Below are 24,587 nucleotides of genomic sequence, written 5' to 3'. Positions count from 1 at the left end.
CGCATCCGGCCCGCCCACGGGCGTTCTCCTCGAAGGAGGTCCACCGTCACCCGGGCGGGGGCACGGGACCCGGGCCTGCGCCGCGGTCCGAGCTCAGCGGTAGCAGGTGCTCACCCCCGGGCGCAACGGACAGGCGACGGCGGCGAAGCCGCCGTTGGCGAGGACGTCCACGCGCAAGGTGTCGCCACCCCGCAGCACCCGGGTGTCCCGGACCAGTCCGTCGGTGCCGTCCCCGATCGTTTCGACCAGCCAGCGGCCCCGCCCGATGCCCAGCGGCACCTCGACCGTGCGCGCGGCGCCCGCGTACACCCCGCCGAGGAACCAGCGATTCCCGCTGCGGCGGGCGAGGACCGCCTCCCGGCCGGGGGTTCCGGCGAGCAGCCGGGTGTCGTCCCAGGCGGCCGGGAGCTGCTCCAGGAAGGCACGGGCGAGGGGGCGTTCGTCGTACGACTCGGGGGTGCCCGCGAGCATCTGGAGCCCTGATTCGTAGGCGACGGTCAGGCCCACCTCGGCCGCGTCGGAGTTGGGGCGCAGACCGACCCGCTGGAAGGCGCCGGGGGTGAAGTCCATGGAGCCGACGACGTTCCGGGTGAAGGGCAGGGTGGTGAGGTGGACGGCGGTGTTGGTGCGCTTCTCCTCGCCGCCGACCCCCTCCAGCGTCATCACCTGCGGCCAGGTGCGCTGGATGCCCTTGGGGATCGTGGAGCCGTGGAAGTCCACCATGAGGTGGTGGGCGGCGGTCTCCGGGAGGATCGTGTCGTACCACCGGAGCATCGACTGCGCCTCGGAGTCCATGAAGTCGATCTTGACCCCCCGGACGCCCCACCGCTCCAGCGTGGGCAGCCACCGCGCGCGTTCCTCGGGTGTGTCCAGGTCGCGCTGGTGGATCCAGACGATGATCCCGACACCCTTCTCCCGTGCGTAGCGGACGAGTTCGGGCATCCAGCTGGTGGTCTGCCAGTCGGGATCGGTGACGTCCCACTCGTCCTTCTTGAAGTACCAGCCCGAGTCGACCGCCTCGTAGGGCCAGCCCCGCTCGGCGGCGTAGTCGACGTACGCCTTCTGCGCCGCGAGGCTCTGTCCCGCCGTGCGTCCGCCGGCCAGCCAGGTCCACAGCACGGTGCCGGGCCGGATCCAGGAGCGGTCGGCGACCGCGGACGCCGGGGCCAGGTCGTCGGTGAAGGTCGAACGGGTGACGGTGGCGAGGTCACCGGTGACCATGGCCCGCCAGGGCGTGGCGAGCCGCCCCCCGGTGCGCACCCGCGCGTCGGCGAGCTGGACCCGGTAGGTGCCGGCGCCCTGGGTGTGGGCGAGCCGGGCACCGGAGTAGGAGCCGGTGAGGTCGGATTCGGCGAGCAGCGTATAGCCGCCCGGGGTGGCGAACAGCGCCTGGTCCGCGTAGGTACCGGTGGGTGCGGTCGCGGCGGTGTACGCGGCGAACTGGCCCTCGTTGTCGACCCGGTAGGTGCTCAGCCAGGCACCCGCGTCCGCCGGGAGGCGGAACGCGGAGGCCTCGCCGAGGACGTCGCCGTACCCGGTGGGCAGGACGTACCGGTACGCCACGCCGTCGGCGGCGGCGCGCACGACGAGGTCGAGGCGGGCGCCCGCCTCGGTGGCGAAGGACAGCCGGGTCTCCCGCATGTGCACCCTGCGGTCGAGCCGCTTGCCGGACACCGCCCGGTACCGCTCGTCCACCGTACGGTTCCTGGCGTGCAGGAAGCGCAACCCCTGGGACAGGTCCGCCTGTTCGGCGACGATGCCGAGCGGCGACGGTTCGAGGACCGTACGGCCCTCCCGGGACACCGAGAGGCTCAGTGTGCCGGTGGTGTCGTCGAGGGAGATCCGTGCCCGGGGCGCGTCGCCCGCCGAGGACACGGTCCACACGCCTTCCTCCCGCTGCCCGGCCTGCGCGGGGGCGTGGATGAGGAGCGCGGCCAACAGCCCGGCGCACAGCCCGGCGACCGCGGTTCTGATCGGAACAGCCATGGGAGCCTTCCCGGTGGTGTGGGGGGTGGGGACGGGCGGACGGGCGTTACGGCAGTCCCCAGGGCGCGCCCGGTTCCGACGCGGCGACGGGCGCGATGACCAGGTCGGGTCGGGCGCCGGAGTGGATCAGCACCTCGCGGCCCCGGGGCAGGTCGATGCCGAGCGTGCCGTCGCCCAGGTCATGGGTGCGGGCCGGGCTGCCGTCGTCGAGGAGCACGGTGAGCCGGCCGGTGAGGCCGTGCCGCACTTTCAGCGGTTCGCCCGCCAGACTCCTGATCCGCACGAACCGGGTGCTCCCCGCCTCGCGGACCGCGCTGACCAGGAACGCGCCCTCGGTGCGGAACCCGTGCAGGGTGACGTCCGCCCAGGCCGAAGGGACGGCCGGGAAGACGCGGATCACGCCGCCCCAGCTCTGGCAGAACATGTCGTGCAGCGACTGCGAGGCCGACAGCGGTGTCTCGATCACCGGACCGGCCTCGGTGTAGTGGGTGTTGGCCTGGCAGGGGTAGCGGGTGCCGGGGTCGAAGAACTTCCGCAGGTGGGAGAGCGCGGTGTCGCCGTCGCCGGCCATCGCGTACATCGATGCGGCGCCGGTGTAGCTGTAGCCGCGGTGGGCACCGGTCAGCGCGTGCCAGTGCGCGATCGACCGGGTGATCAGCTCCCGGTTCTCCGGCTGGTCCCAGTTGACCAGGTACAGCGGGTACACCATCAGCAGGTGCGAGTAGTGCCGGTGGGACTGCGCGTAGGGGGTGTCGGCGCCGATCATGAAGCCGTTGTCGTCGACCGGGTACGGCGTGAGCCTCGCCAGCACCTCCCGCCAGCGCGGTGCCGACGGATCGTCGATGCCCAGGAGTTCGGCGGAGTCGAGCAGGGTGCGGCAGCCCCAGCGGATCAGGGCGAGGTCGTAGTTGGTGTCCTGCGGGGGCACCACCGGGTACTCGGGGGAGAGGGTGCTCGGCAGATGCAGCCTGCCGTCGCTGCCCGGGGTGAGGAAGTGCAGGTAGTAGGCGATCGCCCGGCGCAGCACCGGGTAGACCGTGTCGCGCAGCAGGGACGTGTCCATGGAGTGCCGGTAGGACAGCCACACGTTGTGCAGCGCCCAGGTGAGGTCGCCGGTCTCGGCGCCGGTGCCGGGGCGGCCCACCTCCCGGCGGGCGAACATGTCGGAGCTGCGGCCGACGCCCGAGCTGTCCGCGCGGTAGGCGGCGGGCACATTGGCGATCAGCTGTTCCTGGTTCTGCCGCAGGGTGGTGGCGAGCGCGTCGAGTTCCGGGTGGTTGGAGCCGTGGATCAGCCAGTACTCCAGCTGCACATTGAGGTTCCACCACACGGCGGGCCACGGGGTGGGCTCCAGCCAGGGGCCGGAGGTCGCCATGACGGGGCCGCCCGCGCGGCTGGCGGAGGCGACCTTGTAGAGCTGGATCCAGTGGAAGCTCTGCAGTCGCCGGTCCGGGAACGAGACGAAGCTCTTCGGGTAGAAGGCGTGCCACCAGCGGGTGTGACGGCGCCTCAGCCGGCCGTAGGAGACGGCGCGTCGCAGGTTGCGCAGGGAGTCGGTCTCGGCCGCGGTGGCGGAGGGGTGGCCGTGGCCGACGCTCAGCAGCAGGTCGGCGCCGGTGCGGCGGTGGGCGGTGGCCGTCGCGCCGCCGCCGCTGAGGGGCTGGAGCACCTGTTCGGTGCCGTCGGCTGCGGTCCGGACCGTCCAGGGCGGGTTGGCGGTGTAACCGGCGGGCGGGGCCTCGCTGATCCGGCGGGGGCTGACGGCTTCCTCGGGGTGGAAGGTCCACCGGACCTGCTCGTCGCCGTCGGCCGTCACCCGGGCGGCCAGCACCTCGTCGTGGACGAACGCGGAGAGGGTGAGGGTGCCGGCCGTGGTGGTGACCGTGCCGGTGAGCTCGGCGTTCCACAGGCTCAGCCGCCAGTCGACGGCGGTGATGGTGCCGACCGGGGCGAGCGTGAGATGTCCGACCGGCAGCCGGCAGGTGCCCCAGCCGCTGCCGAACTCGGGCCGGTGGTCCTGGACCCGGCCGTGCTGCACGGTGAAGCGGATCCGGTTCTCGCCCGGCTCCTGGTAGACCATGCTGCCGAGCAGCCCGTCCCCGAGGAACGGGCCCTCGTACCAGCGGGTGGGCAGCCTGGTCCACAGCAGGTCCTGGTGGCGCAGGAACTCCGCCCAGGCGCGTCCGGTGGTCATGGTGTCGTGGAGCCGCCACGGGCGCCCGGCGGCACCCGGCGCGGCCTGGGCGGGGGCGGGCAGGGCGGCGGCCGCCGCGCCGCCGAGGGCGGTGCCGATCAGGGTGCGGCGGGGGACCGCCGAGTCCTTCCCCGACTGCGAGGTCATCGTCGTCCTCCAGAGCTGATGGGGCATCAACACGGGCGATTCATCGGGTGTATCGGGGAACATAGGCAGCCTCTGTCGACGTGTCAATGCCCATGTGTCTTGACTCCTCCGATGTCTTGCGGTTGCCTTCTGGCGTGCTCCCGACAACGGAAAGGAACCCTCGATGAACCGGAGAACCCTCTTACGGGCGAGCGGCGGGCTGCTCGCCGGCGGGGTCGTCGCGGCGGCGCCGGCCGCGGCCGCCCCCACCGACGGCTGGACGCAGACCTCGTTCACCTACGGCTGGCACAAGCCCTGGAACCTCGACCTCGCCGAGCGGCACAGCTACAGCGGCGGAGTGCACCGCATGTGGGTGTACGCCACCGACGAGCCGTTCCAGGAAGGCAGCGACACCGACCCGCGCACCGAGATGCGCTGGCAGGTCGACTACACCACCGGCGACCGCATGTGGGACGCCGACGTCTACCTTCCCTCCGGCACCGACGGCGCGTCCTTCGTCCAGATCCTCCGCGGCGTCCACCCCTCGGGCACCCCTGCCACCGACATCATGCTCAACGTCTACGACACCGACGGCGGCACCGTACGGCGCTACGACGGCACGGTGCTCAGGACGGACGCGTACGACACCTGGTTCAACGTGAAGATCGCCCATCAGGCGACCAGCGGCACCGGGACCATCAAGGTCTACCTCGACGACTCCCTCGCCCTCACCGTCGCCGACCGGGGCCCCGCCACCCGCTACTTCAAGAACGGCGTCTACGACCACGGCTCCGGCCGCGTCGAGGCCCGCTTCCGCAACCTCCGCCACTGGACGCGCTGACCCCATGTGACACACGTCATAGTGGCGTTTCTCCGGAGTGGCGTAATGACCCGGCCTCCTCTCGCTCTCCAGGGTGAGTCCGCGGAAACCCGCCGCCGCCCCGTCCCCTTCGGAGACCGCCGTGTACATCAGCCTCGACCAGCCCGTGGGCGCCTGCCTGCTCACCCATGACCAGCGGGAGCTGGCCGTGCCGGCCAACCTCCGCTGCACCTCCGACGACCCCCATGCCGTACGGCTGGTGTTCCCCGCCTCCGCCTCGCTGGACGGCGAGGAGGTCACCTGGGTGCTCGCGCGCGCCCTCCTGGAACAGGGGCTGGACGGCCCGGCCGACGGGGGCAGTGTGCGGGTCCGTCCGCACGGACCGGAGCACACCACCGTGGAGCTGCGCGCGTCCGAGGGCGCGGCCCTGATCCGCTTCGACACCTCGGCCCTGCGGCGCTTCCTGCTCCGCTGGGCCACGGTCGGCGAGCGGGTCCCGGCACCGGTCGAGCCGGCCCCCGTCGCCACGGTGAGCACCATCGGGGCCCAGCGCGCGGCCCGGCGGCCGGTGGCGGCGCAGCGATCATGGGCGATATGACGACGGCACGGGGGCAGCGGCCCGGCACCTGCATGAGGGGGAGGGTCGGTGCGTTCTTCCAGGTCGACGGCGAACCGGTCGGCGCGCTCTCGACCTCGGCCGGTTCGTGAGGCCGGTCGCACGCGAGGTCAGTCGAACTCCTCCACGTACTCCTCGGGCGGCCCCAGTTCGGCCTCTTCCCGCAACTCCACTGCCGTGCCCAGGCGTTCCAGCTCCAGCACGGTGACCGTGTTGTCGCCCGTCCGCAGCAGCGGGGCCGGGCAGTACAGGGTCAGCTGGGGGCCGGTCTCCCGGTAGCGGCCGAGCAGGAAGCCGTTCACCCAGACCAGACCGCGGCACGATCCCGGCAGCGCGAGGAAGGTGTCCGCGGGGGTGCCGACGGAGAACACGGCCGTCGCGAACCCCGCCCCGGTGCGGGCGGGACCCGCCGCCACCGCGTCGGCCAGCTCGGCGCAGGTCCACTCCTGGAGGGCGACCGGGACGCTGTCCCAGCCCTGGACCAGACGCCGGTCGACGAGGACCGGACCGAGCAGGCCCTTGTGCCCGCCGATGCCGGGCCCGTAGTTCACCCGCCCCAGGTTCTCGACCAGCACGTCCAGCCGGACGACCGCGCCGGTGCCGCGCAGCGGCAGTTCCGGGGAGCCGGGGTCGGCCACCCCGAGCAGGGCGCCGTCGACGAGGACCAGCGCCCGGTCCCGTACGTCCTTCAGGACCAGCCGGTGCTCACCGGCGGGGATCCGGGGGTGCGCGGTGTACCGGACCATGCCCGCGTCCAGTCCGAGCCGCTCGAACGAGGCGGGACGCGGGCCGGTGCGGACCGGTGCCGCCACGGCCCGCAGACCGGTCAGCAGGTCCGCCCGGTGGACGAGGGGCAGCCGGGCCGCCGGCAGCCGGGGCGGGCGGACCCGCGAGCGGACCGGGCCACGGGCGCCGAGCGCCTCGCGCAGCGCGAAGAACTTGGCGGTGAGGGAGCCGTCCTCGGCGATCGGCGCGTCGCAGTCGTAGCTCGTCACCACGGGCCGCAGCCGGCCCTCCTCCTCGTTGGCGCCCGCCCAGAGGCCGAAGTTGGTGCCGCCGTGGGCCATGTAGAGGCTCACGCTGCCGCCGTCGGAGAGGATCCCCCGGAGGGTGCCGACCGCGCTCTCCACCTCCCGGACGTGGTGCCGGCCGTCCCAGTGGTCGAACCAGCCGTTCCAGAACTCGGCGACCACGAAGGGCTCGTCGGGGCGGCGGGCCGCGAGGAGGCGCCGGGCCGCCTCGGGCCGGGAGCCCAGGGTGACGGCCGTCAGGGTGCCGGGCAGGGTGCCCCCGTCCAGCATGAGGTCGGTGGGGCCGTCGGCGGTGAACAGCAGCTCGCGCACGCCCCGTTCGGTCAGCCCCCGCCGCAGCCGGCGCAGATACGCGAGGTCGTCGCCGTAGCTGCCGAACTCGTTCTCCACCTGCACCGCCACCACCGGCCCGCCCGCGCAGGCCTGGAGCGCGGCGAGGCGCGGGATCAGCCGGTCGAACCAGCGGCCCACGGGGGTGAGGAACGCGGGATCCGTGCTGCGCAGGGCCGGCTCCCGCGCGGTGAGCCAGCAGGGCAGACCGCCGTTGGACCACTCCGCGCAGATGTACGGGCCCGGCCGGACCACGGCGTCGAGCCCCTCCTCGGCCACCGTGCGCAGGAACCCCTCCACGTCCCGCCAGCCGTCGAAGCGCGGCTCCTCGTCCTCGCGGGGCTGGTGGAAGTTCCACGGCACATAGGTGTCGACGGTGTTGAGTCCGAGGTCGGCGAGCCGGCGGATCCGGTCCCGCCAGAGCCCGGGATGGACCCGGAAGTAGTGCAGCGACCCGGAGAGGACGCGATGGGGGACGCCGTACCGGTAGAGACGGCCCCCGTCCCAGGTGAGCGCATGGGTCGTGCTCAGCTCAGTCACGGGCACGAGCGTATGTTATCGATGCCATACGTAACAAGAACGCTAGGATCGGGGAGAACACGGGAGGGAGTGCCATGAGCGAGGGCACCGCGCGGCCGAGACAGCCGAGCATGGCCGACGTGGCCCGGACCGCCGGGGTGTCGGCGCAGACCGTCTCCCGCGCGCTGCGCGGCTCGCCGAACGTCAACCCGGAGACCCGGCGGCGGGTGCTGGCCGCCGTGGAGCAGACCGGCTACCGGTTCAACAGCGCCGCCCGCGCGCTGTCCTCCGGGCGCAGCCACACCCTCGGGCTCGTCCTGCTGGCCTCCGGCGGCTACTACTCGCGCTCGGCGGTGACCGCGGGGGTCGAGGCCGCCGCGGGCGCGGCCGGGTACGCGGTGAACATCGCGACCATCGCCGCGCTCGACACCGGCCTCATGGAGCGGGCCCTGGCCCGCCTCGCCGACCAGGGAGTGGACGGTTTCGTGATCGCCGTCCCGCTCATCTCCGTGACGCCGAAGATGGAGGACATCACCCGCGACATCCCCACCGTGACCCTCGACGGCTCGCGCACGGCGGGCGCCCGGGTGCTCGGCATCGACCAGCGGGAGGCGGGCCGGGTCGCCACCCGGCATCTGCTCGACTTGGGGCACCGCCAGGTCTGGCACATCTCCGGCCCCGACGAATGGATCGAGGCGCGCCGCCGCCGGCAGGGCTGGCAGGAGTGCCTGGCCGAGGCCGGCATCGAGGCGCCGCCGCCCCTGGAGGGCGACTGGTCCCCGGACTCGGGGCACCGGCTGGGGCAGGTCATCGCCATGATCCCCGAGGTCACCGCGGTCTTCGTGGCCGGCGACGAGATGGCCTTCGGCGTCATCCGGGCCCTGCGCGAGCGCGGCCGTTCGGTGCCCGAGGACGTGTCCATCGTCAGCGTCGACGACATCGCGCTCGCCGCCTACTGCGCCCCGCCCCTGACGACCGTCCGCCAGGACTTCTACCACTACGGCGCCGCGGCCGTCGCCCTGCTGCTCGGCGGCGACGAGGCCGGCGCCGAGGAGCCGGCGGCCACGGTGTCCCTGTCGGTGCGCGCCTCCACGGCACCGCCGCGCCGCTCCTGAGAGGCCCGCGACCGCCTCGCTTCGGCCCCTTGCGCCGCCCCCTGATCGATGCCACCGTATGGCCTCATGTTATCGGTGCCACCGTAACAGGGAGGACCCCCATGAGGAGATCGCTCGTCCTCGCGGGCGCCGCGATCACGGTGCTCGGACTGCTCACCGGCTGCTCGGCCGGGGACGGGAGCGGCACGGACTCCGGAAGGACGACCCTGGAGGTCGCCGCTCTCGAGGGCGGCTACGGCCGGGACATGTACACCCGGGTCGTCGAGGCGTACGAGACCGCCCACCCCGACATCGACGTGCGGCTGAAGATCTCGAAGAGCATCGAGGACGAGATCACCCCGAACATGAAGGCGGGCCGCTATCCGGACGTCGTGGTCCTCGGCCAGGGCCGCAAGGCCGCCCTCACCGAGACCCTCGTCAAGGACAAGGCCCTGGAGGACCTCACCCCGGTCCTGAAGGAGAAGGTCCCCGGCGAGTCGAAGACCGTCGGCGAGAAGCTCACCCAGGGCATCGTCGGCAACCTCAACACCGACCCCTACGGCGACGGCAGGACGTATCTGCTGCCGATGTACTACGCCCCGACCGGCCTCTTCCACAACGAGGCCCTGTTCCGGAAGAAGGGCTGGAAGGTCCCGGCCACCTGGGACGAGATGTTCGCCCTCGGCGACACCGCCAGGAAGCAGGGCATCCCCCTGTTCACGTACCCGACGGCCGGCTACCTCGACTCGTACTTCTTCGCGCTCCTCGCCGACATCGGCGGCGAGCGGTTCTACACGGACGTCATGACGTACAAGAAGGACGTCTGGAAGACCGCGAACGCCCGCAAGGCCCTCGACCTCACCACCCGGCTGCTCGGCTATGCCGCGCCGGCCACCGTCGGGTACGCCAACGAGCAGGACTTCACCAAGAACCAGCAACTCGTCCTCGACGACAAGGCGCTGTTCATGCCCAACGGCACCTGGATCGTCGGCGAGATGGCGGACGCGCCGCGCACGAAGGGCTTCCGGTGGGCACTGACCCCGCTGCCGGCGGTCACGGCGGGCGGCAAGCGGTACATCACCACCTCGGTCGAATCGGTGTGGATCCCGACGGCGGCGCGGCACAAGGACGCGGCGAAGGACTTCCTCGCCTACCTCTACTCCGACGAGGCCGCGAAGATCTTCGCCAGGTCGAACGCCGTCCAGCCCATCGAGGGCATCGCGAGCAGCCTGACCGGCGAGAACGCCGCCTTCTACCAGGTGTACGCGGACCCGGACGTGTCCGCGCTGGTCGGCGGGTTCGCGAGCACCGCACCCGTCGCGGGCGTCGACATCAAGGCCACCCTCTTCGACACCGCGAACAGCGTCATCAGCGGCGACACCACCGAGGACACGTGGCAGGCCGCGCTGAACGAGGCCAGCGAGAAGCTGCGCGCGGCGGGCGACTGACACGGTGACCATGCTCTCCACCCCACCCCCCGGCGCCACGGACCGCCCACCGGGCAAGCGGACCCCGCCGCCCGCACCTCCCTGGCGGGCGGCGGCCCGGGGCCGCGGGAACACCGGCTTCGTCTGGGCCTGTCTGCTGCCCGCGCTGGTCCTGTTCACGGTCTTCATGGCGGTCCCGACCGTGAACGTGTTCCGGATGTCCTTCTACACCTGGAGCGGCTTCTCCCCGCAGAAACGGTTCGTGGGCTGGGACAACTTCCGGCGCCTCCTGGACGACGACCAGTTCGTGCGGGCCTTCCAGAACACGGTCGCGCTGCTCGTCGTGGTGACCGTCGTGACGACGGTCTCCGGACTGTTCCTCGCCGCGGTCATGACCCGGCAGCGGCTGCGCGGCCGGAACCTCTACCGCTTCGTCCTCTACATCCCCAACGTGCTCTCGGTGGTCGTCATCGCGGCGATCTTCTCCGCCGTCTACGACCAGCGGAACGGCCTGCTCAACGGCGCCCTCCGGCTGCTCTCGCTGGACGGCTGGCAGCAGATCTGGCTCGGCGACCAGCAGATCGTGCTCTACTCCGTCGCGATCGCCATGGTCTGGCAGTCGCTCGGCTACTACATGGTGCTCTACATGGCCGCCATGGCGGGCATCCCCGAGGAGCTCTACGAGGCGAGCGCCCTCGACGGGGCCTCCGCCGTCCGCCAGTTCTTCGCGCTGACGCTGCCGCTGATCTGGCAGAGCCTGCGCACCACCCTGACCTTCTTCATCATGAGCTCCGTCAACCTCAGCTTCGTCCTCGTCCGGGCGATGACCGGCGGCGGCCCCGACGGCTCCTCCGAGGTGCTGCTCGACTACATGTACAAGCAGGCGTACACGAACTCGTCGTACGGCTACGGCATGGCGATCGGCGTCGTCGTCTTCGTGTTCTCGTTCCTCGTGTCGCTCCTGGTGAGCCGGGCGACCCGCCGCGAGCCCCTCCAGTTCTGAGGACCCTCCCATGACCACGCCAGCCGCCCACCGCCCCCGCGCCGCCCGGCTGCTCACCCACGCCCTCGTCGCCGCCCTCGCGCTCGCCGTCGCGGTGCCGGTCGGCTGGGTGCTGCTCGCCTCCCTCAAGCGGAAGAGCGAGTTCTTCGGCAGCCCGTGGACCCTGCCGGAGAGCCTGCACCTGCGCAACTACGGCGACGCGTTCCTCGGCGCCCACATGGGCCGGTACTTCCTGACCTCCGTGCTCGTCACCCTGCTCGGCCTGGTCCTCGTCCTCGCCGTCTCCGTACCGGCGGCGTACGTCGTCGCCCGCTACACGTTCCGCGGCCGCCGGCTCGTCGAGACCGTGCTGATGGCCGGCCTCTTCGTCAACGTCAACTACATCGTCGTACCGATCTTCCTGATGCTCGTCGACTGGGACCGCGCGCTGATCGACGTCTTCCCCGGCGGCTTCTTCCTCGACAACCCGGCGATGCTGTCCCTCGTCCACGCGGCCACCTCGATCCCCTTCACCGTCTACCTCCTCACCGCGTACTTCCGGTCGATCCCGGTCGAGTACGAGGAGGCCGCCGCGCTGGACGGCGCCTCCCGCCTGCGGATCATGACCCGGATCATGCTCCCGATGGCCCGCCCGGCCGTCACCACCGTCGTCCTGTTCGACTTCCTCGCCTACTGGAACGACTTCATCCTCTCGCTCACCCTGCTCCCGGGCGAGAACAGGACGCTCCAGGTCGGTCTGCTCAACCTGTTCACCGCGCAGAAGGCCGCGGCCGACTACGGACGCCTCTACGCCGGCATGGTCCTCGTGATCGTGCCGGTCCTCCTCGTCTACGCGCTCGTCCAGCGCCGTCTCGTCGAGGGCATCGCCTCCGGCGGGGTGAAGGGCTGACCCCGGCCCGCGCGCCCCCAGCGGAAGGAACACCGACATGAAGGAATCGACGCGTACGGCGCTCCTGGTCGCCGCCCGTACGCTCGTCGCGGCGGCCTGTGTCGCGCTCGTCGTCACCGCCCGCACCACCGTCGGGTGGGGCCACCTCCTGGTGATGCTCGCCGGACTGGCCGGTCTGCTGACCCTCCTCGCCCTCTACAACCGGCGGTTCCGATGAGCGCGCCGACCGGCCGCGCCCTGGCCGCCGTCCGGCCCAGCCCACGCCAACTCGCCTGGCAGGCCATGGAGTTCTACGGCTTCCTGCACTTCGGGATGAACACGATGACGGACCGGGAGTGGGGCGAGGGCCATGACGACCCGGCCCTCTTCGACCCGTCCGCCCTCGACGCCGACTCCTGGATCCGGGCCCTCAAGGCCGCCGGGATGACCGGGGTCATCCTCACCTGCAAGCACCACGACGGCTTCTGCCTCTGGCCGAGCGACGTCACCGACCACACCGTGGCCTCCTCGCCCTGGCGCGGCGGACAGGGCGACGTGGTCGCGGAGGTCGCCCGGGCGGCGCGCCGGCACGGCCTGCGGTTCGGGATCTACCTCTCGCCCTGGGACCGCACCGAGGCCACCTACGGCTCCGGCACGGCGTACGACGACTTCTACGTCGCCCAGCTCACCGAACTCCTCACCCGCTACGGGCCGTTGTTCTCGGTGTGGCTCGACGGCGCCAACGGAGAGGGCCCGAACGGCAAGCGGCAGCTCTACGACTGGGACCGGTACTACGCGGTCGTCCGCGAGCTCCAGCCGGACGCGGTGATCAGCGTGTGCGGCCCGGACGTCCGCTGGTGCGGCAACGAGGCGGGCGAGACCCGCCCCGACGAGTGGAGCGTCGTCCCGCGCGCCCTCCAGGACGCCGAACGCACCGCCGACCGCTCCCAGCACGCCGACGACGGCACCTTCGCCCGGCTGGTCCGCAGCGACGACCGCGACCTCGGCAGCCGGGCCGCGCTCGCCGGACACGAGGACGACCCGGTCTGGTACCCGGCCGAGGTCAACACCTCGATCCGCCCCGGCTGGTTCCACCACCCGGCCGAGGACTCCCGGGTCCGCTCCGCGGAAGAGCTGTTCGGCATCTACCTCCGTGCCGTCGGCGGCAACTCCTGCTTCCTGCTCAACGTCCCGCCCGCCCGGGACGGCCTGCTCCGGGACACCGATGTGACCGTGCTGGAGCAACTCGGGCGACACATCGCGGACTTCGCGGCCCGCCGTATCGAGGCGACCGTCACCGTGTCGTCCGGCACGGCGGACGGACCCACGGCCCGCTGGCGGCCCGACGCGACGGATCCGCTCCCCGCCGTCACCCTGTCGTTCGCGGCACCCCGGTACGTCGAGGCGGTCGTCGTGGGCGAGGACATCGCCCAGGGCCAGCGCATCGAGCACCTCGTGGTCCGGGGGCGGCGGCGGGACGGCCGCTGGACGACCCTCGCCGAGGCGCGCGCGGTCGGCCACCGGCGCATCCTCACCTTCGCGCCGGTGGAGGTGGACGCGGTGACCGTGGAGATACCGGAGCGGCGGGACACGCCCGTCCTCGACCGGGTCGCGGCGATCGGAGCGGCCTCGTGAGGCGCCCGGTCGTGTGGATCACCGGCGCCTGTGTGTTCCTCGCCGCGCTGGTGGTCACCCTGGTCGTCACGCTCGGCCACGGTTCCTCCGACGGCGTGGCCACCGTCGCCGGGCACCCGGTGACCCGGGACGAACTCCTCTTCCACATGCGCCGGTTGGCGCCGACGGTGCAGAACGAACTGCGCACCCGCTACAGCCTGGTGGGCACCCCGGACTGGAACGCCGAGGTCGACGGCAAGAGCGCCCTGCGGCGGCTGGAGGACCGGGCGCTGGAGGAGATCCGGCACGACAAGACCCTCCTCGTCCTGGCCCGGGAACAGGGGCTCGTCGACTCCGTCGACCACCGGGCCTTCCTCGCCGGCCTGGACGACGAGAACCACTCCCGGGCCCAGGCCATGGCGGCGGGCCGCACCGTGTACGGCGTCGGGCGGTTCACCGCCGAGGAGTACTACACGCACCGCCTCACCGCACTCACCACGGCCCTCGAACAGCGGCTCGCCCAGGGCGCCGACGCGCCCCTGAAGGTCACCGACGCCGAGGTCCGGCACGCCTTCGACGCCGACCGCGACGCCTGGAGCGCCAACGCCACCACGTACACGTACTCCCGGCTCGTCGTGCCGGTGGGCGGGGCGACCACCGCCGAGGGGCTGCGCCGGACGGTGCGCACGGCCGGGAGCCTCGCCGCCGTCGCCGACACGGCCCCCGGCGCGCGGCTGACGACGGGGACGTACGAACCGGGCGCCTCGGGCGGCCTGAACGCCCACGACCAGGACCTCGCGGCCGTGCTCGGCGGGCTCGCGCCGGGCGGGATCTCGGCCCCCGTCCGGGGCACCGGCGAGATCACCTACTACGAGCTCGACGGCAAGAAGGTCGACGAGGACAAGGCGTTCGCCGCGTACGCCCGGCGGATCCGGCTCTCGCTCGTCGAGGAGAAGTTCGACCAGTACCTCCAGCGCCGTGTCGAGAGGAGCGACATCGATGTCGACACCTCGGCGGTGGACGCCATCAACGCGGAGGAAGTGCAGTCATGAGACCGGTCGACACCGGACCACCCCGCCGCCCCCGGACTCTGTACGCGGGCTTCGTCGCCCTGCTCGCCGCCCTGCTCGTCGGAGCGCTCGTCCCGGCGGCGCACGCCACCACCACCCCGCGCGACACCCCCGCCCGGGCCGCCCTGCGGACCGCCTGGCCCGGCAACAGCCCCAACACCACCGGCGGCAGGGACTACTACTTCGACGCCACCCTCGGCCGCGATACCGCCGCCGGCACCTCCCCCGCGACCGCCTGGCGCACCCTCGCCAAGGCCACCGCGACGACCTTCGCCCCCGGCGACCGCATCCTGCTCAAGGCCGGCGAACAGTGGCCGGACCAGCAGCTGTGGCCCAAGGGCTCCGGCAGCGCCGGCAAGCCGATCACCATCTCGGCGTACGGCGACCCGAACGCCCGCCGCCCCTACATCGCGACCAACGGCAAGGTCCCCAGCCCCTTCCGGTCCGACGGCACCAAGAACCCGGCCACCGTCGGACTGACCGGCGCCATCGTGCTGCGCAACCAGCAGTACTGGGACATCGACCACGTCGAGCTGTCCAACGACGACGACTTCGCCACGGACATCACCTCGGGGACGTACGTCCGCGACGGCATCATGGTGTCCGTCAACGCCGATCTGCTGGCGAGCGGCGCGGACAGCGTCATGGACCACTTCCGCGTCTCGAACGTCTACGTCCACCACCTGGACGGCCCCAGCAGCTGGCAGAAGATCCACTACGGAGCGGTCGACTTCCAGGTCTTCGGCGCCAAGAACTACAAGCAGTACGGCACCGGCGGCTACTACTTCAAGGACGTCCGGATCGAGAACAACACCTTCGAGGACGTCGAACTGCACGCCGTCCAGTTCGCGTTCAACTGGTTCGCCGCCGACGGCACGGACGCCGGGCAGTACGACGAGAACGGCAAGTGGCACGAGGGCTGGGAGCAGTTGTGGGTCCGCACCCGCGACCTCTACAGCCGGGACGTGTACATCGGCCACAACTACGCCGAGAGCATCGGCCAGGGCGCGATCCAGCTCGCCGACACCAAGAACATGACGGTCGAGTACAACGAGGTCAACGGCTTCCTGGAACGCTACGACGCGGTGTCCTGCGCGCTCTATCTGTGGGCGGGCGCCGACTCGGTGATGCAGTACAACGAGGTCTACGGCGGCCCGGACAACGAGTACGACGGCACGCCCTTCGACCTGGAGTACACCAACTTCAACGTCACGTACCAGTTCAACTACTCGCACGACAACGCGGCGGGCTGGATGGCCTACATGGGCAACAGCTCGAACTCCGTGGCCCGTTACAACCTCAGCGTCAACGACAACGGCGTCCTGGTGAAGAACATGCTGTCGACTAACTACTCACCGACGTACTTCACCAACAACACCTTCGTCTACGACGGCGCGGACCTCGGCCAGGTCCACGACGAGACGTTCCTGAGCCGCGTCTACTTCCTCAACAACGTCTTCCACAACACCTCGACGACGACCGCGACCCCCTGGTACCGGCGCACGGGCGCGCTGCGCCAGGCGGTGTTCTCGAACAACGACTACTACGAGGCGAGCGGGACCCACTCCGCCCAGGAGCCCGCCGACCCGAGAGGACTGCGGGCCGACCCGCGCTTCGCCGGCGACCCCGACGACTACCTCACCGGACTGGGCGTGGACCGGATCCGGGAGGCGGCGGCGCACTTCGCGCTCCGCGACGACTCGCCGCTGATCGACGCCGGCCGGTACAACCCGCACCTGGGCACCGAGGACTTCCTCGGCACCCACCTCTACTACGGCACGGCCCCGGACATCGGCATCGCCGAGCGGGCCGTCGGCACCCGGGTGGAGAACCCCGTCGACGACGACCCCGTCGAGGAGGAGACGGACCAGCGCGTCGACCTCGCGCTCGGCAAGCCGGTCACCGCCAGCTCCACCCACCCCGGGGCGAACGGCACCCTCACCGCCGACAAGCTCACCGACGGCAGCCTCACCACCCGCTGGGCGGCGGCCGACGACGCGGCCTACCCGGTCACCCTCGACATCGACTTCGGCACCGCCACCACCTTCGACGAGGTCTCTCTGGACGAGTACACCGACTCCGGCACCAACCCGAGGGTGCGGACCTTCGCGCTGCAGCGCTGGGATCCCGCCACGGGGGCCTGGGTGACGTTCGCGAGCCGGGACACCGGCATCGGCCATGACCTCACCGTGACCGGCTTCGGCAGTGTCACGACCTCCCGGCTGCGGGTGGCGCTCACCGGGAAGATCGCCACGGAGCAGTACACCCCGACGATGACCGAGATCGCCGTCCACGACGGATGACGGCGACCGGTGGGCGGACGGCACGGGACGCCACCCCGTCCGCCCACCGGCACGACCGGCTGGGGCCTAGGCGCCCTTCGGGGCCGCCTGCTGCACCACCTCGAAGGACCACAGGGTCGCGGCCGAGGCGGCGGGCCTGGCCTGCTCGCCCTCGGCGCCGCCCCGGTGCGCGGACTTCATCGAGCCCTCCATCCACGCCTGGAACGACTCCTCGTCCCGCCAGCGCGTGTAGACGAGGTAGGTGTCGGTGCCCTCGACCGGGCGGAGCAGCTCGAACCACTCGAACCCGTCCGAGTTCTCCACGGCGTGCGCCCGCGCCGCGAACCGCTTCTCGAGGGTCTCCCGCTGCTCGGCTGGGACGGTCAGTACGTTGATCTTGACTACGCTCATGCCCCCATCCTGCCTCCCGGCGCGACCGGGGGAGCGGACGACCCCCTAGTCGCGGTCGTCCTGGGGAGCCGGTGTGAGCCGTTCCGCCTCCCGGTCGGCCCGCCGGGCGTCCCGTTCCGCACGGGCCAGCGCGTCGCCGGTGGCGCGGTACCGCTCCTCGGCCCGCCGCTCGTCCTCGGCCGCCGACCGAAGCGCCTCCTGGGCGCGCCGCAGCGCCTCCTCCGCGTCCTCCGCCTCACGCCGGGCCCGCCCGTGGTCGTCCCGCGCCCGCTGTACGGCCGCCTCGGCGTCGGTGTGCTCCGCGCGCCGCTCGTCCCGCTCCCGCGCGGCGGCGTCGGCCGCAGCACGGGCCCGGTCGAGGCGCTCCCTGCGCCGCCGGGCGAGTTCGTCCGCACGAGGAGAGTCCGTACGTGGGGAGTGCGTACGACGAGGGTCCGTACGACGAGAGTGGGGCGGACCGTGACGGACCGCGGCCTCCGGGGCGGCCCCCGCCGGGAACCCCGACGGCGGGACGAGGGCGCTGTCCAGACGGCCCGTGGCCCACCGGTCCGCGGCGTCGGCGTCGGCGAGCACGGCCTGCAAGGTGGCGGTGACCTCGGTCAGCACGGCGGCCGACAGCCGCTGCCCGGCGTCGAGCGCGAGGTCGGCCGTCCGGCGGGTCAGCGCGGCGACGATCCTGCGGCGCTGGTCGGACAACTCCCTGACCGCGGCCGGGTCCAGGTCCCGGTGGGCCCTGCGCAGCGCCTGCCCCAGCTCCAGGAACCGGTGGCTCTCCTCCGGCCGCGACCGCAGGAGCAGATTCGCGGCCCAGGCGGCGAGGGTGGGCCTGCGGGCCCCGTGGATCCGGCGGGCGTCCGCCGTCCGTCCCGCCGTCCTGGCGGCCATCGCCAGCTCCTCACGGCGCGCCACGAAACCGGACGGCGGGGTGGTGTAGAGCCCGTCGAGCACGGCCTCCACGGCCTCCACGTCCTCCGTGGCCTCACCACCGCGCCCGCGCCTGCCCGCCATGCCGCCCAGCCTCCACCGGGCCGCGGCGCCGCGCACGCCGGGAGACCCGCCCCGGCCGGCTCTCCGGGGCCGGGCTCAGGCGACCCGGCGGGGCGGTGTCCCGGCGGGCGGCCGGGTGCGGACCCAGTCGAACAGCACCACCGAGCACACGGCCGCCAGCGCACACCACGTCGAGACGAACTCCAGCCGCCACAGCGCCCAGCACACCGGCGCCCCCACGGCGGCGAGCGCGCCCAGCAGGGTCAGCCGGCGGTCGCCGGACAGCAGCAGGGAGCCCACGGTGGCCAGCAGATAGCCCGCGACGAGGACGGCCGGGTGGGGGAGGCCGAAGGTATAGCCGACGGTTCGGCCGTGGATCTCGGCCGTCACCGGGCCGGTGGCCAGCCCGTACCCGAGGGCCGTGGCGGTCGCGGTCCCCACCGCGAGCGGCACGGTCAGCCGGCGACGGGCGGGCGGCGCGGCCGCGCACCACACCGCGCCGGGCACCCACACCGCCAGCACCGGCAGGGCGACGACGGCCCAGACGACGGTGGCGGCCCCGCCGCCCCCGCCCCGGTGCCACACGGCCGCCTCGACGATCTGATGGGCCCCGAGCAGGAGCGGCAGTGCGGCGAGCGGCAGATCCCGCCGCGCGCGCACCCGCGCCACCGAGGCCACCCCGACGGCCGCGACGGCGGTCCCCGCCACGAGATCGGCCGTCGCACTCCAGCACATCAGGCCACCCTAGGGCCGGACTTCGGGGTACGTGCTTCTCAGCGGGTTCCCGGCTGGACCATCCGGTAGAACAGGCGGGCTCCGGCGCGCCGGGCGGAGTGCCGCAGCCGGGCCGGCAGCGGCCGGGCCGGGGCCTGGGCGGGCGGGTGTGCGGCCAGGCGGGGGAAGAGGGCCTCGGCGTTGGCGCGGTTGATCGCGGCGAGTGTGCCGGGGTCCACGCCGTCGTCGAGGCCGTTCGCGAAGTACTGGCCGGCCGGGGTGGGGGCGAAGGGCCAGTCGCTGCCGAACAGCACATGTCCGGGACGGGCGAAGGCGAGCAGCGTGGGCAGCGCGGCGGGGCTGGCCGAGAGCGCGGTGTCGTAGTAGAAGCCGCGCAGGTCGTCGAGGGTGTCGAGGGGGCTGCGTCCGGTCTCGGCCGCGAGGGCGACGGCCATGCGGTGGGAGGCGTACGGCACGAAACCGCCGGCGTGACCGAGGATGAAGCGGATGTTCGGGTGGCGCCGGGGGACACCGTCCCGTACGAGGAGATAGGCGGCGCGGGTGGTGTCGAGGAGGAAGTCGGCGGCGAACGGGGGGATGCCGTCGACGGCGGGGCCGGGCAGCTCGGCGGGGTGCACGAGGACGACGGCGCGGTGCGCGTCCAGGACCCGCCACAGGGCGTCCTGGCCCTCGGTGCCCAGGTAGACGCCCTGGTTGTTGGCGAGCAGGGTGACCCCGTCGGCGCCCAGCTCACCGAGGGCCCGCTCGGCCTCGCGGGCCGAGGTGTCGACGTCGGGCATCGGCAGGGTGGCGAACCAGCCGAACCGGCCGGGGTGCGCGGCGGTGACCTCGGCGCAGTGGTCGTTGAGGTGGCGCGCCAGGCCGGCGGCCTCGGCGGGGTCGCTCAGGAAGCCGGTGCCGGGGGTGGAGACGGACAGGATCGCGGTCTCGGTCCGGAGCAGGTCCATCAGCTCCAGCGCGGCCTCGGGGCTCCAGTCGGGCAGGGCACGGCCGCCCGCCTCGGTGATGCCCGCCCGGGCGAGGGCGTCGCGGTAGAGGTCCGGGACGAGGTGCTGGTGGACGTCGATACGGCGGGGTGCGGTCGTCATGGGGTGTGCTCTCGGCTCTCTCGGCTCTCTGGGTTCTCTGGGCTGTCCGGCGCCAGGCGCAGGGCCGTCTCGAAGAGCAGCCGTGCGTGCAGCCGGAACAGCGCCGGCAGGTCGACCGTGTCCCCGTGGATCTCCCGCTGGATGAACAGCCCGTCGGCGCCGGCGACGGCGTACGTGGTGAGGGTGCGCACGGCCTCCTCGTCCAGGTCGGGCACCAGGGTCCCCACCACCTCGGCGATCTTGCGTCCGGCGATCTCCCGGACCTGGAGGAAGACGGTCCGGCCGCGTGGCTCGGTGGGCCGCCGCTCCAGGGCGAGCATCAGACCGAGGCGGAGGAAGTCCGGCGCGTCCACCAGTGACCTCGCCACGTTCTCCGCCATCAGGGCGACCCGCTCCTGCGGGGTGCCGGCCTCCTCGCCGGGCAGGACGACGGCCGCGAGCCAGGTCTCGAAACTGCGCTCGATGACCGCCGCGATCAGATCGTCCTTGTCCGTGAAGTGCCAGTAGATCGAACTGGCGGGCAGTCCGCACTTGGCGCTGACCGCGGCGATCGAGGTGCCCTCGTAGCCGCGCTCGCCGGCGATCTCGATCGTCGCGTCCAGGATGCGCTGCCGCGACTCCACGCCGTTCGCGCGCTTCCTGCGCGTCGACTCCGCCCTGCTCATGGCCTGCGCCCTTCCGTCGTTCCGCCACTTGACCCCTCGGTGCACCCACCTTACCGTAGCGGCTACTCCAATTGGAATGACTGCTACAGCAAGAGCGTGAGGTGGCCCGGTGAGCGCGATCAGAGCCGAGGACAGTGCCGGGGAAAGTGCCGACGACCGTGTGTACGACGTGGCGGTGATCGGCTACGGGCCGACCGGCGTCACCGCGGCGAACCTGCTCGGCGGCATGGGGCTCCGCGTGGTCGTGCTGGAGCGGGACGCCGGGATCTACTCCCGGGCGCGGGCCATCTCCACCGACGAGGAGGTCATCCGCATCTGGCAGCGGATCGGCCTGGCCGACCGGCTCAAGCGGGACATGCTGGCCGAGCGCCCCCTCGACTTCGTCGACGCGGGCGGCCGCACCTTCCTCAGCGCGCGCCCCGCCCCGCGCGGCCACGGCCATCCGCCGCAGATGTTCCTCTACCAGCCGGCCCTGGAGCAGGTCCTGCGCGAGGGCGTCGACCGCTACCCGAACGTGGAGATCCTGCTGCGCCACGAGTGCCTGCGGCTGAGCCAGGACGCCACCGGAGTGGACCTCACGGTGCTCGGGACGGCCGACGACTCCGTACGACGGCTGCGCGCGACGTACGTGATCGCGGCCGACGGCGGCTCCAGCCTCACCCGCGCCCAGCTCAACGTGGGCTACGAGGGACGGACGTACGAGGACCGCTGGGTCGTCGTCGACACCGAGATGCTCCGGCCCTGGCCCGACCACGACCGGCTGCGCTTCCGGTGCGACCCGGCCCGCCCGGCGGTGGACTGCCCCACCCCGCTCGGCCACCACCGCTGGGAGTTCCCGGTGCTGCCCGGCGACGACGAGCGCCGGCTCACCACCGACGACGCGATCCACGCGATGGTCGCCCGGTACGGGATCGGCCGCGACCAGATCAGGATCCTGCGGGCCACCGTCTACAGCCACCACGTCCGCTTCGCCGCCCGCTTCCGGGTGGGCCGGGTCTTCCTCGCGGGCGACGCCGCCCACGCGATGCCGCCGTGGATCGGCCAGGGCATGGCCGCGGGCGTCCGCGACGCGGCCAACCTGTGCTGGAAACTCGCCGCCGTGCTGCGCGGCGAACTGCCCGACACCGTCCTCGACTCCTACGAGACCGAACGCAAGCCGCACGTCAAGGAGGTCACCCGGCGGGCTGTGCTCGTCGGGCGGATCATCACCGAACGCCGGGTCCCCGTGGCGCGGGCCCGCGACACCGCCCTGCGCGCGGTACGCCGGGTGGCGGGCGTCGGCTCCCGTCTGGTCGACGCCCACTGGATCCCCGTCGCCCGCTACGCGAAGGGATTCCTCGCCGGTCCGCGCACCAGGGCCTCCGGGCGCCAGATCCCCCAGCCCTGGGTGACCGGCGCCGACGGGGGCCGGGTCCGGTTGGACGACGTGCTCGACGGCCGCTGGCTGCTGCTGCACCTCGGCCCGCCCCGCCCGCAGCCCGCCTGGGACCGCTCCGGAGTGGCCTCGCTGGCCGTCCTCCCGGCCGGATCACCTCCCGCCGAGGGAGCGGTCGTCGACCGCGACGGCGTCCTGCTGCCCTGGCTCACCGCCCACCGGGCCGCCACCCTCGCCCTGCGCCCCGACGCCTACGTCTACGCCGCCGCCGGCCCGGGCGCCCCGCTCCCGCCGCCCCCGGCCGGCTTCGCCCCGACCGCCCACCGGGCCGTCCCGACCACCCCGTGAGGACCCCCATGCCCACCCCCATCGCCCCGCCGCCGATGCAGGAGTCGCTGCTCTCCGTCGGCGGCCGGCGGATCTTCGTCGCGGAGACCGGCGACGGCCCGCCCGTCCTGCTGCTGCACGGCGGCGGCCCCGGCGCCTCCGGCGTCTCCAACTACACCCGCAACATCGCCGACCTGGCGAAGGACCACCGGGTCATCGTGCCCGACCTGCCCGGCTACGGCCGCAGCAGCAAGGGCGTGGACGGGACCGACCCCTTCGGCGACCTCGCCGCCGGCATCCGGGGACTGCTCGACGCGCTCGGCCTGGACAAGGCCCACCTGGTCGGCAACTCCTACGGCGGGGCCTGCGCGCTACGGCTCGCCCTGGACACCCCCGACCGCGTCGACCGCATGGTCCTGATGGGCCCCGGCGGCATCGGCACCACCCGGGCCCTGCCCACCCCCGGCCTCAGCAGTCTGCTCGGCTACTACTCCGGGGACGGCCCGTCACGGCCGAGACTGGAGCGGTTCATCCGCAACCACCTCGTCTTCAACGCCGCGGACGTCCCCGACTCCGTGATCGACGCCCGGTACGAGGCGAGCATCGACCCGGAGGTGATCGCGGCCCCGCCGCTGCGCCGGCCGTCCGGCCCGTACGCGCTGCGCACCCTGTGGAGGATGGACTTCACCCGCGACGACCGGCTGTCCCGGCTGCCCGTGCCCACCCTCGTGCTGTGGGGCGCCGCGGACAAGGTCAACCGCCCCTCCGGCGGACGGATGCTGGCCCGCCGTATGCCCAACTGCGATCTGTACGAGGTCGCCAACACCGGCCACTGGGTGCAGTTCGAGCGCGCCGAGCTGTTCAACCGGCTCTGCGCCGACTTCCTGGCAGGCCGCCGATGACCCCGTACGACACCGCCTCCGTCTTCGGCGCGGTCCGCCTCGGCCACCTCGTCGTCGAGACCGAACGCTTCGCCGACTGGCGCCGCTTCGGCACCGACGCCATCGGCATGCACCACGACGACCTCGGCACCGGTCTGCTGCGCTTCCGCCTCGACGACCACGCCTGCCGCTTCCTGCTGCGGCGCGGCCCCGCCGAGGACGTCGTCGCCGTCGGCTGGCACGTCGACGACCACACCGCCTTCGAGCGGATCGAGGCCCGCGTCCGCGCCCACGGCGTCCCCGTCACCGAGGGCGACGCGGAGGAGGCGCACCTGCGCGGCGTCGAACGCCTGCTGCGCTTCCCCGGCCCCAAGGGCATCACGCAGGAGATCTGCACGACCCCGGTCCTCTCGCCCGAACCGCTGAGGATGCTCGCCTCCGGCTGGGTCACCGGCGACGCGGGCATGGGCCATGTCGCGCTCACCTCGGCCAGGCCCGCCCTGACGCGCGGCTACTTCCACACCGTCTTCGACGCCCGGCTCACCGACTCCATCGAGGAGACGATCAGCGGCGTCAGGCTCAGGATCCGCTTCCTGCGCGTCAACGAACGCCATCACACGATCGCGGTCGCCGCCGTCCGGGGCCTGCCGGTCGACCCCGTCCGCACCCGCGTCCAGCACCTCAACATCCAGGCCGCCTCCCTCGACGACCTCGCCCGCAGCTACGAGCGCGTCCACGAACTCGGCTTCGACATGGCCCTGTCCGTCGGACAGCACACCAACGACAAGGAACTCTCCTACTACGCCCGCACCCCCTCGGGCTTCGAGTGGGAGGTCGGCTGGAACCCCCTCGTCGTCGACGAGCGCACCTGGGAGCCCTCCACCCACCGGGGCATCAGCGTCTGGGGCCACACCCCGGTCGGCCGGACGATCATCGACACCCTCGACCAGTTCCGGCTCGGCGCCCGCTCGCTCCTCAGCCCGGAGCGCACCGTTCCCGCACTCGGCGGCGGCCCGCTCCCCGACGCCTGACACCCCGTGGAGGGCTCTCTTGAAAATGGCCTGAGTTGATGCGCGTTGGTAGAGGTCAAGCGGTCTCTTCTCGCGGGGTGACGGTGATGTCGAGGCCGAGGGCGGCG

General features: G+C 72.7%; 21 protein-coding genes. 13 read left to right on the top strand and 8 right to left on the bottom strand.

Going from position 1 to position 24,587, the window contains the following annotated elements; translation table 11 throughout:
• Positions 1-93: 93 nt before the first annotated feature.
• Positions 94-1,986 carry a glycoside hydrolase family 97 catalytic domain-containing protein gene (locus tag ABZ490_RS42425; RefSeq protein WP_359003036.1) on the bottom strand — a complete coding sequence of 631 codons (1,893 nt, stop codon included), beginning with the start codon at positions 1,984-1,986 and terminating at the stop codon, positions 94-96.
• A gap of 46 nt (positions 1,987-2,032) precedes the next feature.
• Positions 2,033-4,327 (bottom strand): glycoside hydrolase family 95-like protein, encoded by a 2,295-nt coding sequence (locus tag ABZ490_RS42420; RefSeq protein ID WP_359003034.1) that lies wholly within the window; start codon positions 4,325-4,327, stop codon positions 2,033-2,035.
• A gap of 163 nt (positions 4,328-4,490) precedes the next feature.
• On the opposite strand from ABZ490_RS42420, the gene ABZ490_RS42415 reads away from it, so the two are divergent.
• Positions 4,491-5,147 carry a polysaccharide lyase family 7 protein gene (locus ABZ490_RS42415; protein ID WP_359003032.1) on the top strand — a complete coding sequence of 219 codons (657 nt, stop codon included), beginning with the start codon at positions 4,491-4,493 and terminating at the stop codon, positions 5,145-5,147.
• A gap of 121 nt (positions 5,148-5,268) precedes the next feature.
• Positions 5,269-5,724, top strand: coding sequence for an SsgA family sporulation/cell division regulator (locus ABZ490_RS42410; protein WP_359003030.1), 456 nt, complete (start codon positions 5,269-5,271; stop codon positions 5,722-5,724).
• Between the two features lie 128 nt (positions 5,725-5,852).
• Here the strand turns inward: ABZ490_RS42410 and ABZ490_RS42405 are convergent, their stop codons facing one another.
• Complete coding sequence (locus tag ABZ490_RS42405) at positions 5,853-7,643, bottom strand: glycoside hydrolase family 35 protein (RefSeq protein WP_359003028.1); 1,791 nt, start codon at positions 7,641-7,643, stop codon at positions 5,853-5,855.
• Between the two features lie 74 nt (positions 7,644-7,717).
• Here ABZ490_RS42405 and ABZ490_RS42400 point away from each other — a divergent pair, with 74 nt between their 5' ends.
• The 8 genes from ABZ490_RS42400 (at position 7,718) to ABZ490_RS42365 (ending at position 17,001) form a co-directional block, all read left to right on the top strand.
• Complete coding sequence (locus ABZ490_RS42400; protein WP_359003026.1) at positions 7,718-8,737, top strand: LacI family DNA-binding transcriptional regulator; 1,020 nt, start codon at positions 7,718-7,720, stop codon at positions 8,735-8,737.
• 101 nt (positions 8,738-8,838) lie between these two features.
• Complete coding sequence (locus tag ABZ490_RS42395; RefSeq protein WP_359003024.1) at positions 8,839-10,164, top strand: carbohydrate ABC transporter substrate-binding protein; 1,326 nt, start codon at positions 8,839-8,841, stop codon at positions 10,162-10,164.
• A gap of 10 nt (positions 10,165-10,174) precedes the next feature.
• Positions 10,175-11,146: a sugar ABC transporter permease gene (locus ABZ490_RS42390; protein WP_359003110.1), complete on the top strand. Its 972-nt coding sequence runs from the start codon at positions 10,175-10,177 to the stop codon at positions 11,144-11,146.
• Positions 11,147-11,156: 10 nt separating this feature from the next.
• Complete coding sequence (locus ABZ490_RS42385; protein WP_359003022.1) at positions 11,157-12,035, top strand: carbohydrate ABC transporter permease; 879 nt, start codon at positions 11,157-11,159, stop codon at positions 12,033-12,035.
• Between the two features lie 37 nt (positions 12,036-12,072).
• Positions 12,073-12,252 (top strand): hypothetical protein, encoded by a 180-nt coding sequence (locus tag ABZ490_RS42380; RefSeq protein WP_359003020.1) that lies wholly within the window; start codon positions 12,073-12,075, stop codon positions 12,250-12,252.
• Positions 12,249-13,649: an alpha-L-fucosidase gene (locus ABZ490_RS42375; protein ID WP_359003018.1), complete on the top strand. Its 1,401-nt coding sequence runs from the start codon at positions 12,249-12,251 to the stop codon at positions 13,647-13,649. Before ABZ490_RS42380 ends, ABZ490_RS42375 begins: the two co-directional genes overlap by 4 nt.
• Positions 13,646-14,680 carry a hypothetical protein gene (locus ABZ490_RS42370; RefSeq protein WP_359003016.1) on the top strand — a complete coding sequence of 345 codons (1,035 nt, stop codon included), beginning with the start codon at positions 13,646-13,648 and terminating at the stop codon, positions 14,678-14,680. The genes ABZ490_RS42375 and ABZ490_RS42370 overlap by 4 nt, the downstream gene beginning before the upstream one ends.
• On the top strand, positions 14,677-17,001 hold the full coding sequence (locus ABZ490_RS42365; protein ID WP_359003014.1) for a discoidin domain-containing protein: 2,325 nt from the start codon (positions 14,677-14,679) through the stop codon (positions 16,999-17,001). The genes ABZ490_RS42370 and ABZ490_RS42365 overlap by 4 nt, the downstream gene beginning before the upstream one ends.
• A 66-nt stretch (positions 17,002-17,067) precedes the next feature.
• On the opposite strand, the gene ABZ490_RS42360 is transcribed toward ABZ490_RS42365, so the two are convergent.
• The 5 genes from ABZ490_RS42360 to ABZ490_RS42340 form a co-directional block, all read right to left on the bottom strand.
• Positions 17,068-17,391, bottom strand: a complete 324-nt coding sequence (locus tag ABZ490_RS42360) for an antibiotic biosynthesis monooxygenase (protein WP_359003012.1) — start codon at positions 17,389-17,391, stop codon at positions 17,068-17,070.
• Positions 17,392-17,436: 45 nt separating this feature from the next.
• Positions 17,437-18,399: a hypothetical protein gene (locus tag ABZ490_RS42355; protein WP_359003010.1), complete on the bottom strand. Its 963-nt coding sequence runs from the start codon at positions 18,397-18,399 to the stop codon at positions 17,437-17,439.
• 75 nt (positions 18,400-18,474) lie between these two features.
• On the bottom strand, positions 18,475-19,113 hold the full coding sequence (locus ABZ490_RS42350; protein WP_359003008.1) for a DUF6629 family protein: 639 nt from the start codon (positions 19,111-19,113) through the stop codon (positions 18,475-18,477).
• A gap of 38 nt (positions 19,114-19,151) precedes the next feature.
• The gene (locus ABZ490_RS42345; protein ID WP_359003006.1) at positions 19,152-20,201 is read right to left on the bottom strand and encodes an amidohydrolase family protein; all 1,050 of its coding nucleotides are present in this window, start codon (positions 20,199-20,201) and stop codon (positions 19,152-19,154) included.
• Positions 20,198-20,866: a TetR/AcrR family transcriptional regulator gene (locus ABZ490_RS42340; RefSeq protein WP_359003004.1), complete on the bottom strand. Its 669-nt coding sequence runs from the start codon at positions 20,864-20,866 to the stop codon at positions 20,198-20,200. The genes ABZ490_RS42345 and ABZ490_RS42340 overlap by 4 nt, the downstream gene beginning before the upstream one ends.
• Before the next feature lie 109 nt (positions 20,867-20,975).
• Between ABZ490_RS42340 and ABZ490_RS42335 the strand changes: the two genes are divergently transcribed.
• Genes ABZ490_RS42335 through ABZ490_RS42325 form a run of 3 tightly spaced genes read left to right on the top strand, consistent with a single transcriptional unit; the run spans position 20,976 to position 24,480 of the window.
• Positions 20,976-22,589, top strand: coding sequence for a bifunctional 3-(3-hydroxy-phenyl)propionate/3-hydroxycinnamic acid hydroxylase (locus ABZ490_RS42335; RefSeq protein WP_359003002.1), 1,614 nt, complete (start codon positions 20,976-20,978; stop codon positions 22,587-22,589).
• Between the two features lie 8 nt (positions 22,590-22,597).
• On the top strand, positions 22,598-23,470 hold the full coding sequence (locus ABZ490_RS42330; protein WP_359003000.1) for an alpha/beta fold hydrolase: 873 nt from the start codon (positions 22,598-22,600) through the stop codon (positions 23,468-23,470).
• Positions 23,467-24,480: a VOC family protein gene (locus ABZ490_RS42325; RefSeq protein ID WP_359002998.1), complete on the top strand. Its 1,014-nt coding sequence runs from the start codon at positions 23,467-23,469 to the stop codon at positions 24,478-24,480. The genes ABZ490_RS42330 and ABZ490_RS42325 overlap by 4 nt, the downstream gene beginning before the upstream one ends.
• Positions 24,481-24,587 lie beyond the last annotated feature (107 nt).

The organism is Streptomyces sp. NPDC005811 (assembly GCF_040630405.1).
GTDB lineage: Bacteria > Actinomycetota > Actinomycetes > Streptomycetales > Streptomycetaceae > Streptomyces.
The sequence above is the reverse complement of the archived record's forward strand: the minus strand, read 5'-3'. Positions and strand labels throughout refer to the sequence as shown.

Coding starts and splice junctions, on each gene's coding strand:
- ABZ490_RS42360 (WP_359003012.1), bottom strand. CDS start 17,391: ATGAGCGTAGTCAAGATCAACGTACTGACCGTCCCAGCCGAGCAGCGG.
- ABZ490_RS42415 (WP_359003032.1), top strand. CDS start 4,491: ATGAACCGGAGAACCCTCTTACGGGCGAGCGGCGGGCTGCTCGCCGGC.
- ABZ490_RS42325 (WP_359002998.1), top strand. CDS start 23,467: ATGACCCCGTACGACACCGCCTCCGTCTTCGGCGCGGTCCGCCTCGGC.
- ABZ490_RS42400 (WP_359003026.1), top strand. CDS start 7,718: ATGAGCGAGGGCACCGCGCGGCCGAGACAGCCGAGCATGGCCGACGTG.
- ABZ490_RS42350 (WP_359003008.1), bottom strand. CDS start 19,113: ATGTGCTGGAGTGCGACGGCCGATCTCGTGGCGGGGACCGCCGTCGCG.
- ABZ490_RS42380 (WP_359003020.1), top strand. CDS start 12,073: ATGAAGGAATCGACGCGTACGGCGCTCCTGGTCGCCGCCCGTACGCTC.
- ABZ490_RS42365 (WP_359003014.1), top strand. CDS start 14,677: ATGAGACCGGTCGACACCGGACCACCCCGCCGCCCCCGGACTCTGTAC.
- ABZ490_RS42375 (WP_359003018.1), top strand. CDS start 12,249: ATGAGCGCGCCGACCGGCCGCGCCCTGGCCGCCGTCCGGCCCAGCCCA.
- ABZ490_RS42390 (WP_359003110.1), top strand. CDS start 10,175: ATGCTCTCCACCCCACCCCCCGGCGCCACGGACCGCCCACCGGGCAAG.
- ABZ490_RS42345 (WP_359003006.1), bottom strand. CDS start 20,201: ATGACGACCGCACCCCGCCGTATCGACGTCCACCAGCACCTCGTCCCG.
- ABZ490_RS42340 (WP_359003004.1), bottom strand. CDS start 20,866: ATGAGCAGGGCGGAGTCGACGCGCAGGAAGCGCGCGAACGGCGTGGAG.
- ABZ490_RS42420 (WP_359003034.1), bottom strand. CDS start 4,327: ATGACCTCGCAGTCGGGGAAGGACTCGGCGGTCCCCCGCCGCACCCTG.
- ABZ490_RS42355 (WP_359003010.1), bottom strand. CDS start 18,399: ATGGCGGGCAGGCGCGGGCGCGGTGGTGAGGCCACGGAGGACGTGGAG.
- ABZ490_RS42330 (WP_359003000.1), top strand. CDS start 22,598: ATGCCCACCCCCATCGCCCCGCCGCCGATGCAGGAGTCGCTGCTCTCC.
- ABZ490_RS42395 (WP_359003024.1), top strand. CDS start 8,839: ATGAGGAGATCGCTCGTCCTCGCGGGCGCCGCGATCACGGTGCTCGGA.
- ABZ490_RS42385 (WP_359003022.1), top strand. CDS start 11,157: ATGACCACGCCAGCCGCCCACCGCCCCCGCGCCGCCCGGCTGCTCACC.
- ABZ490_RS42425 (WP_359003036.1), bottom strand. CDS start 1,986: ATGGCTGTTCCGATCAGAACCGCGGTCGCCGGGCTGTGCGCCGGGCTG.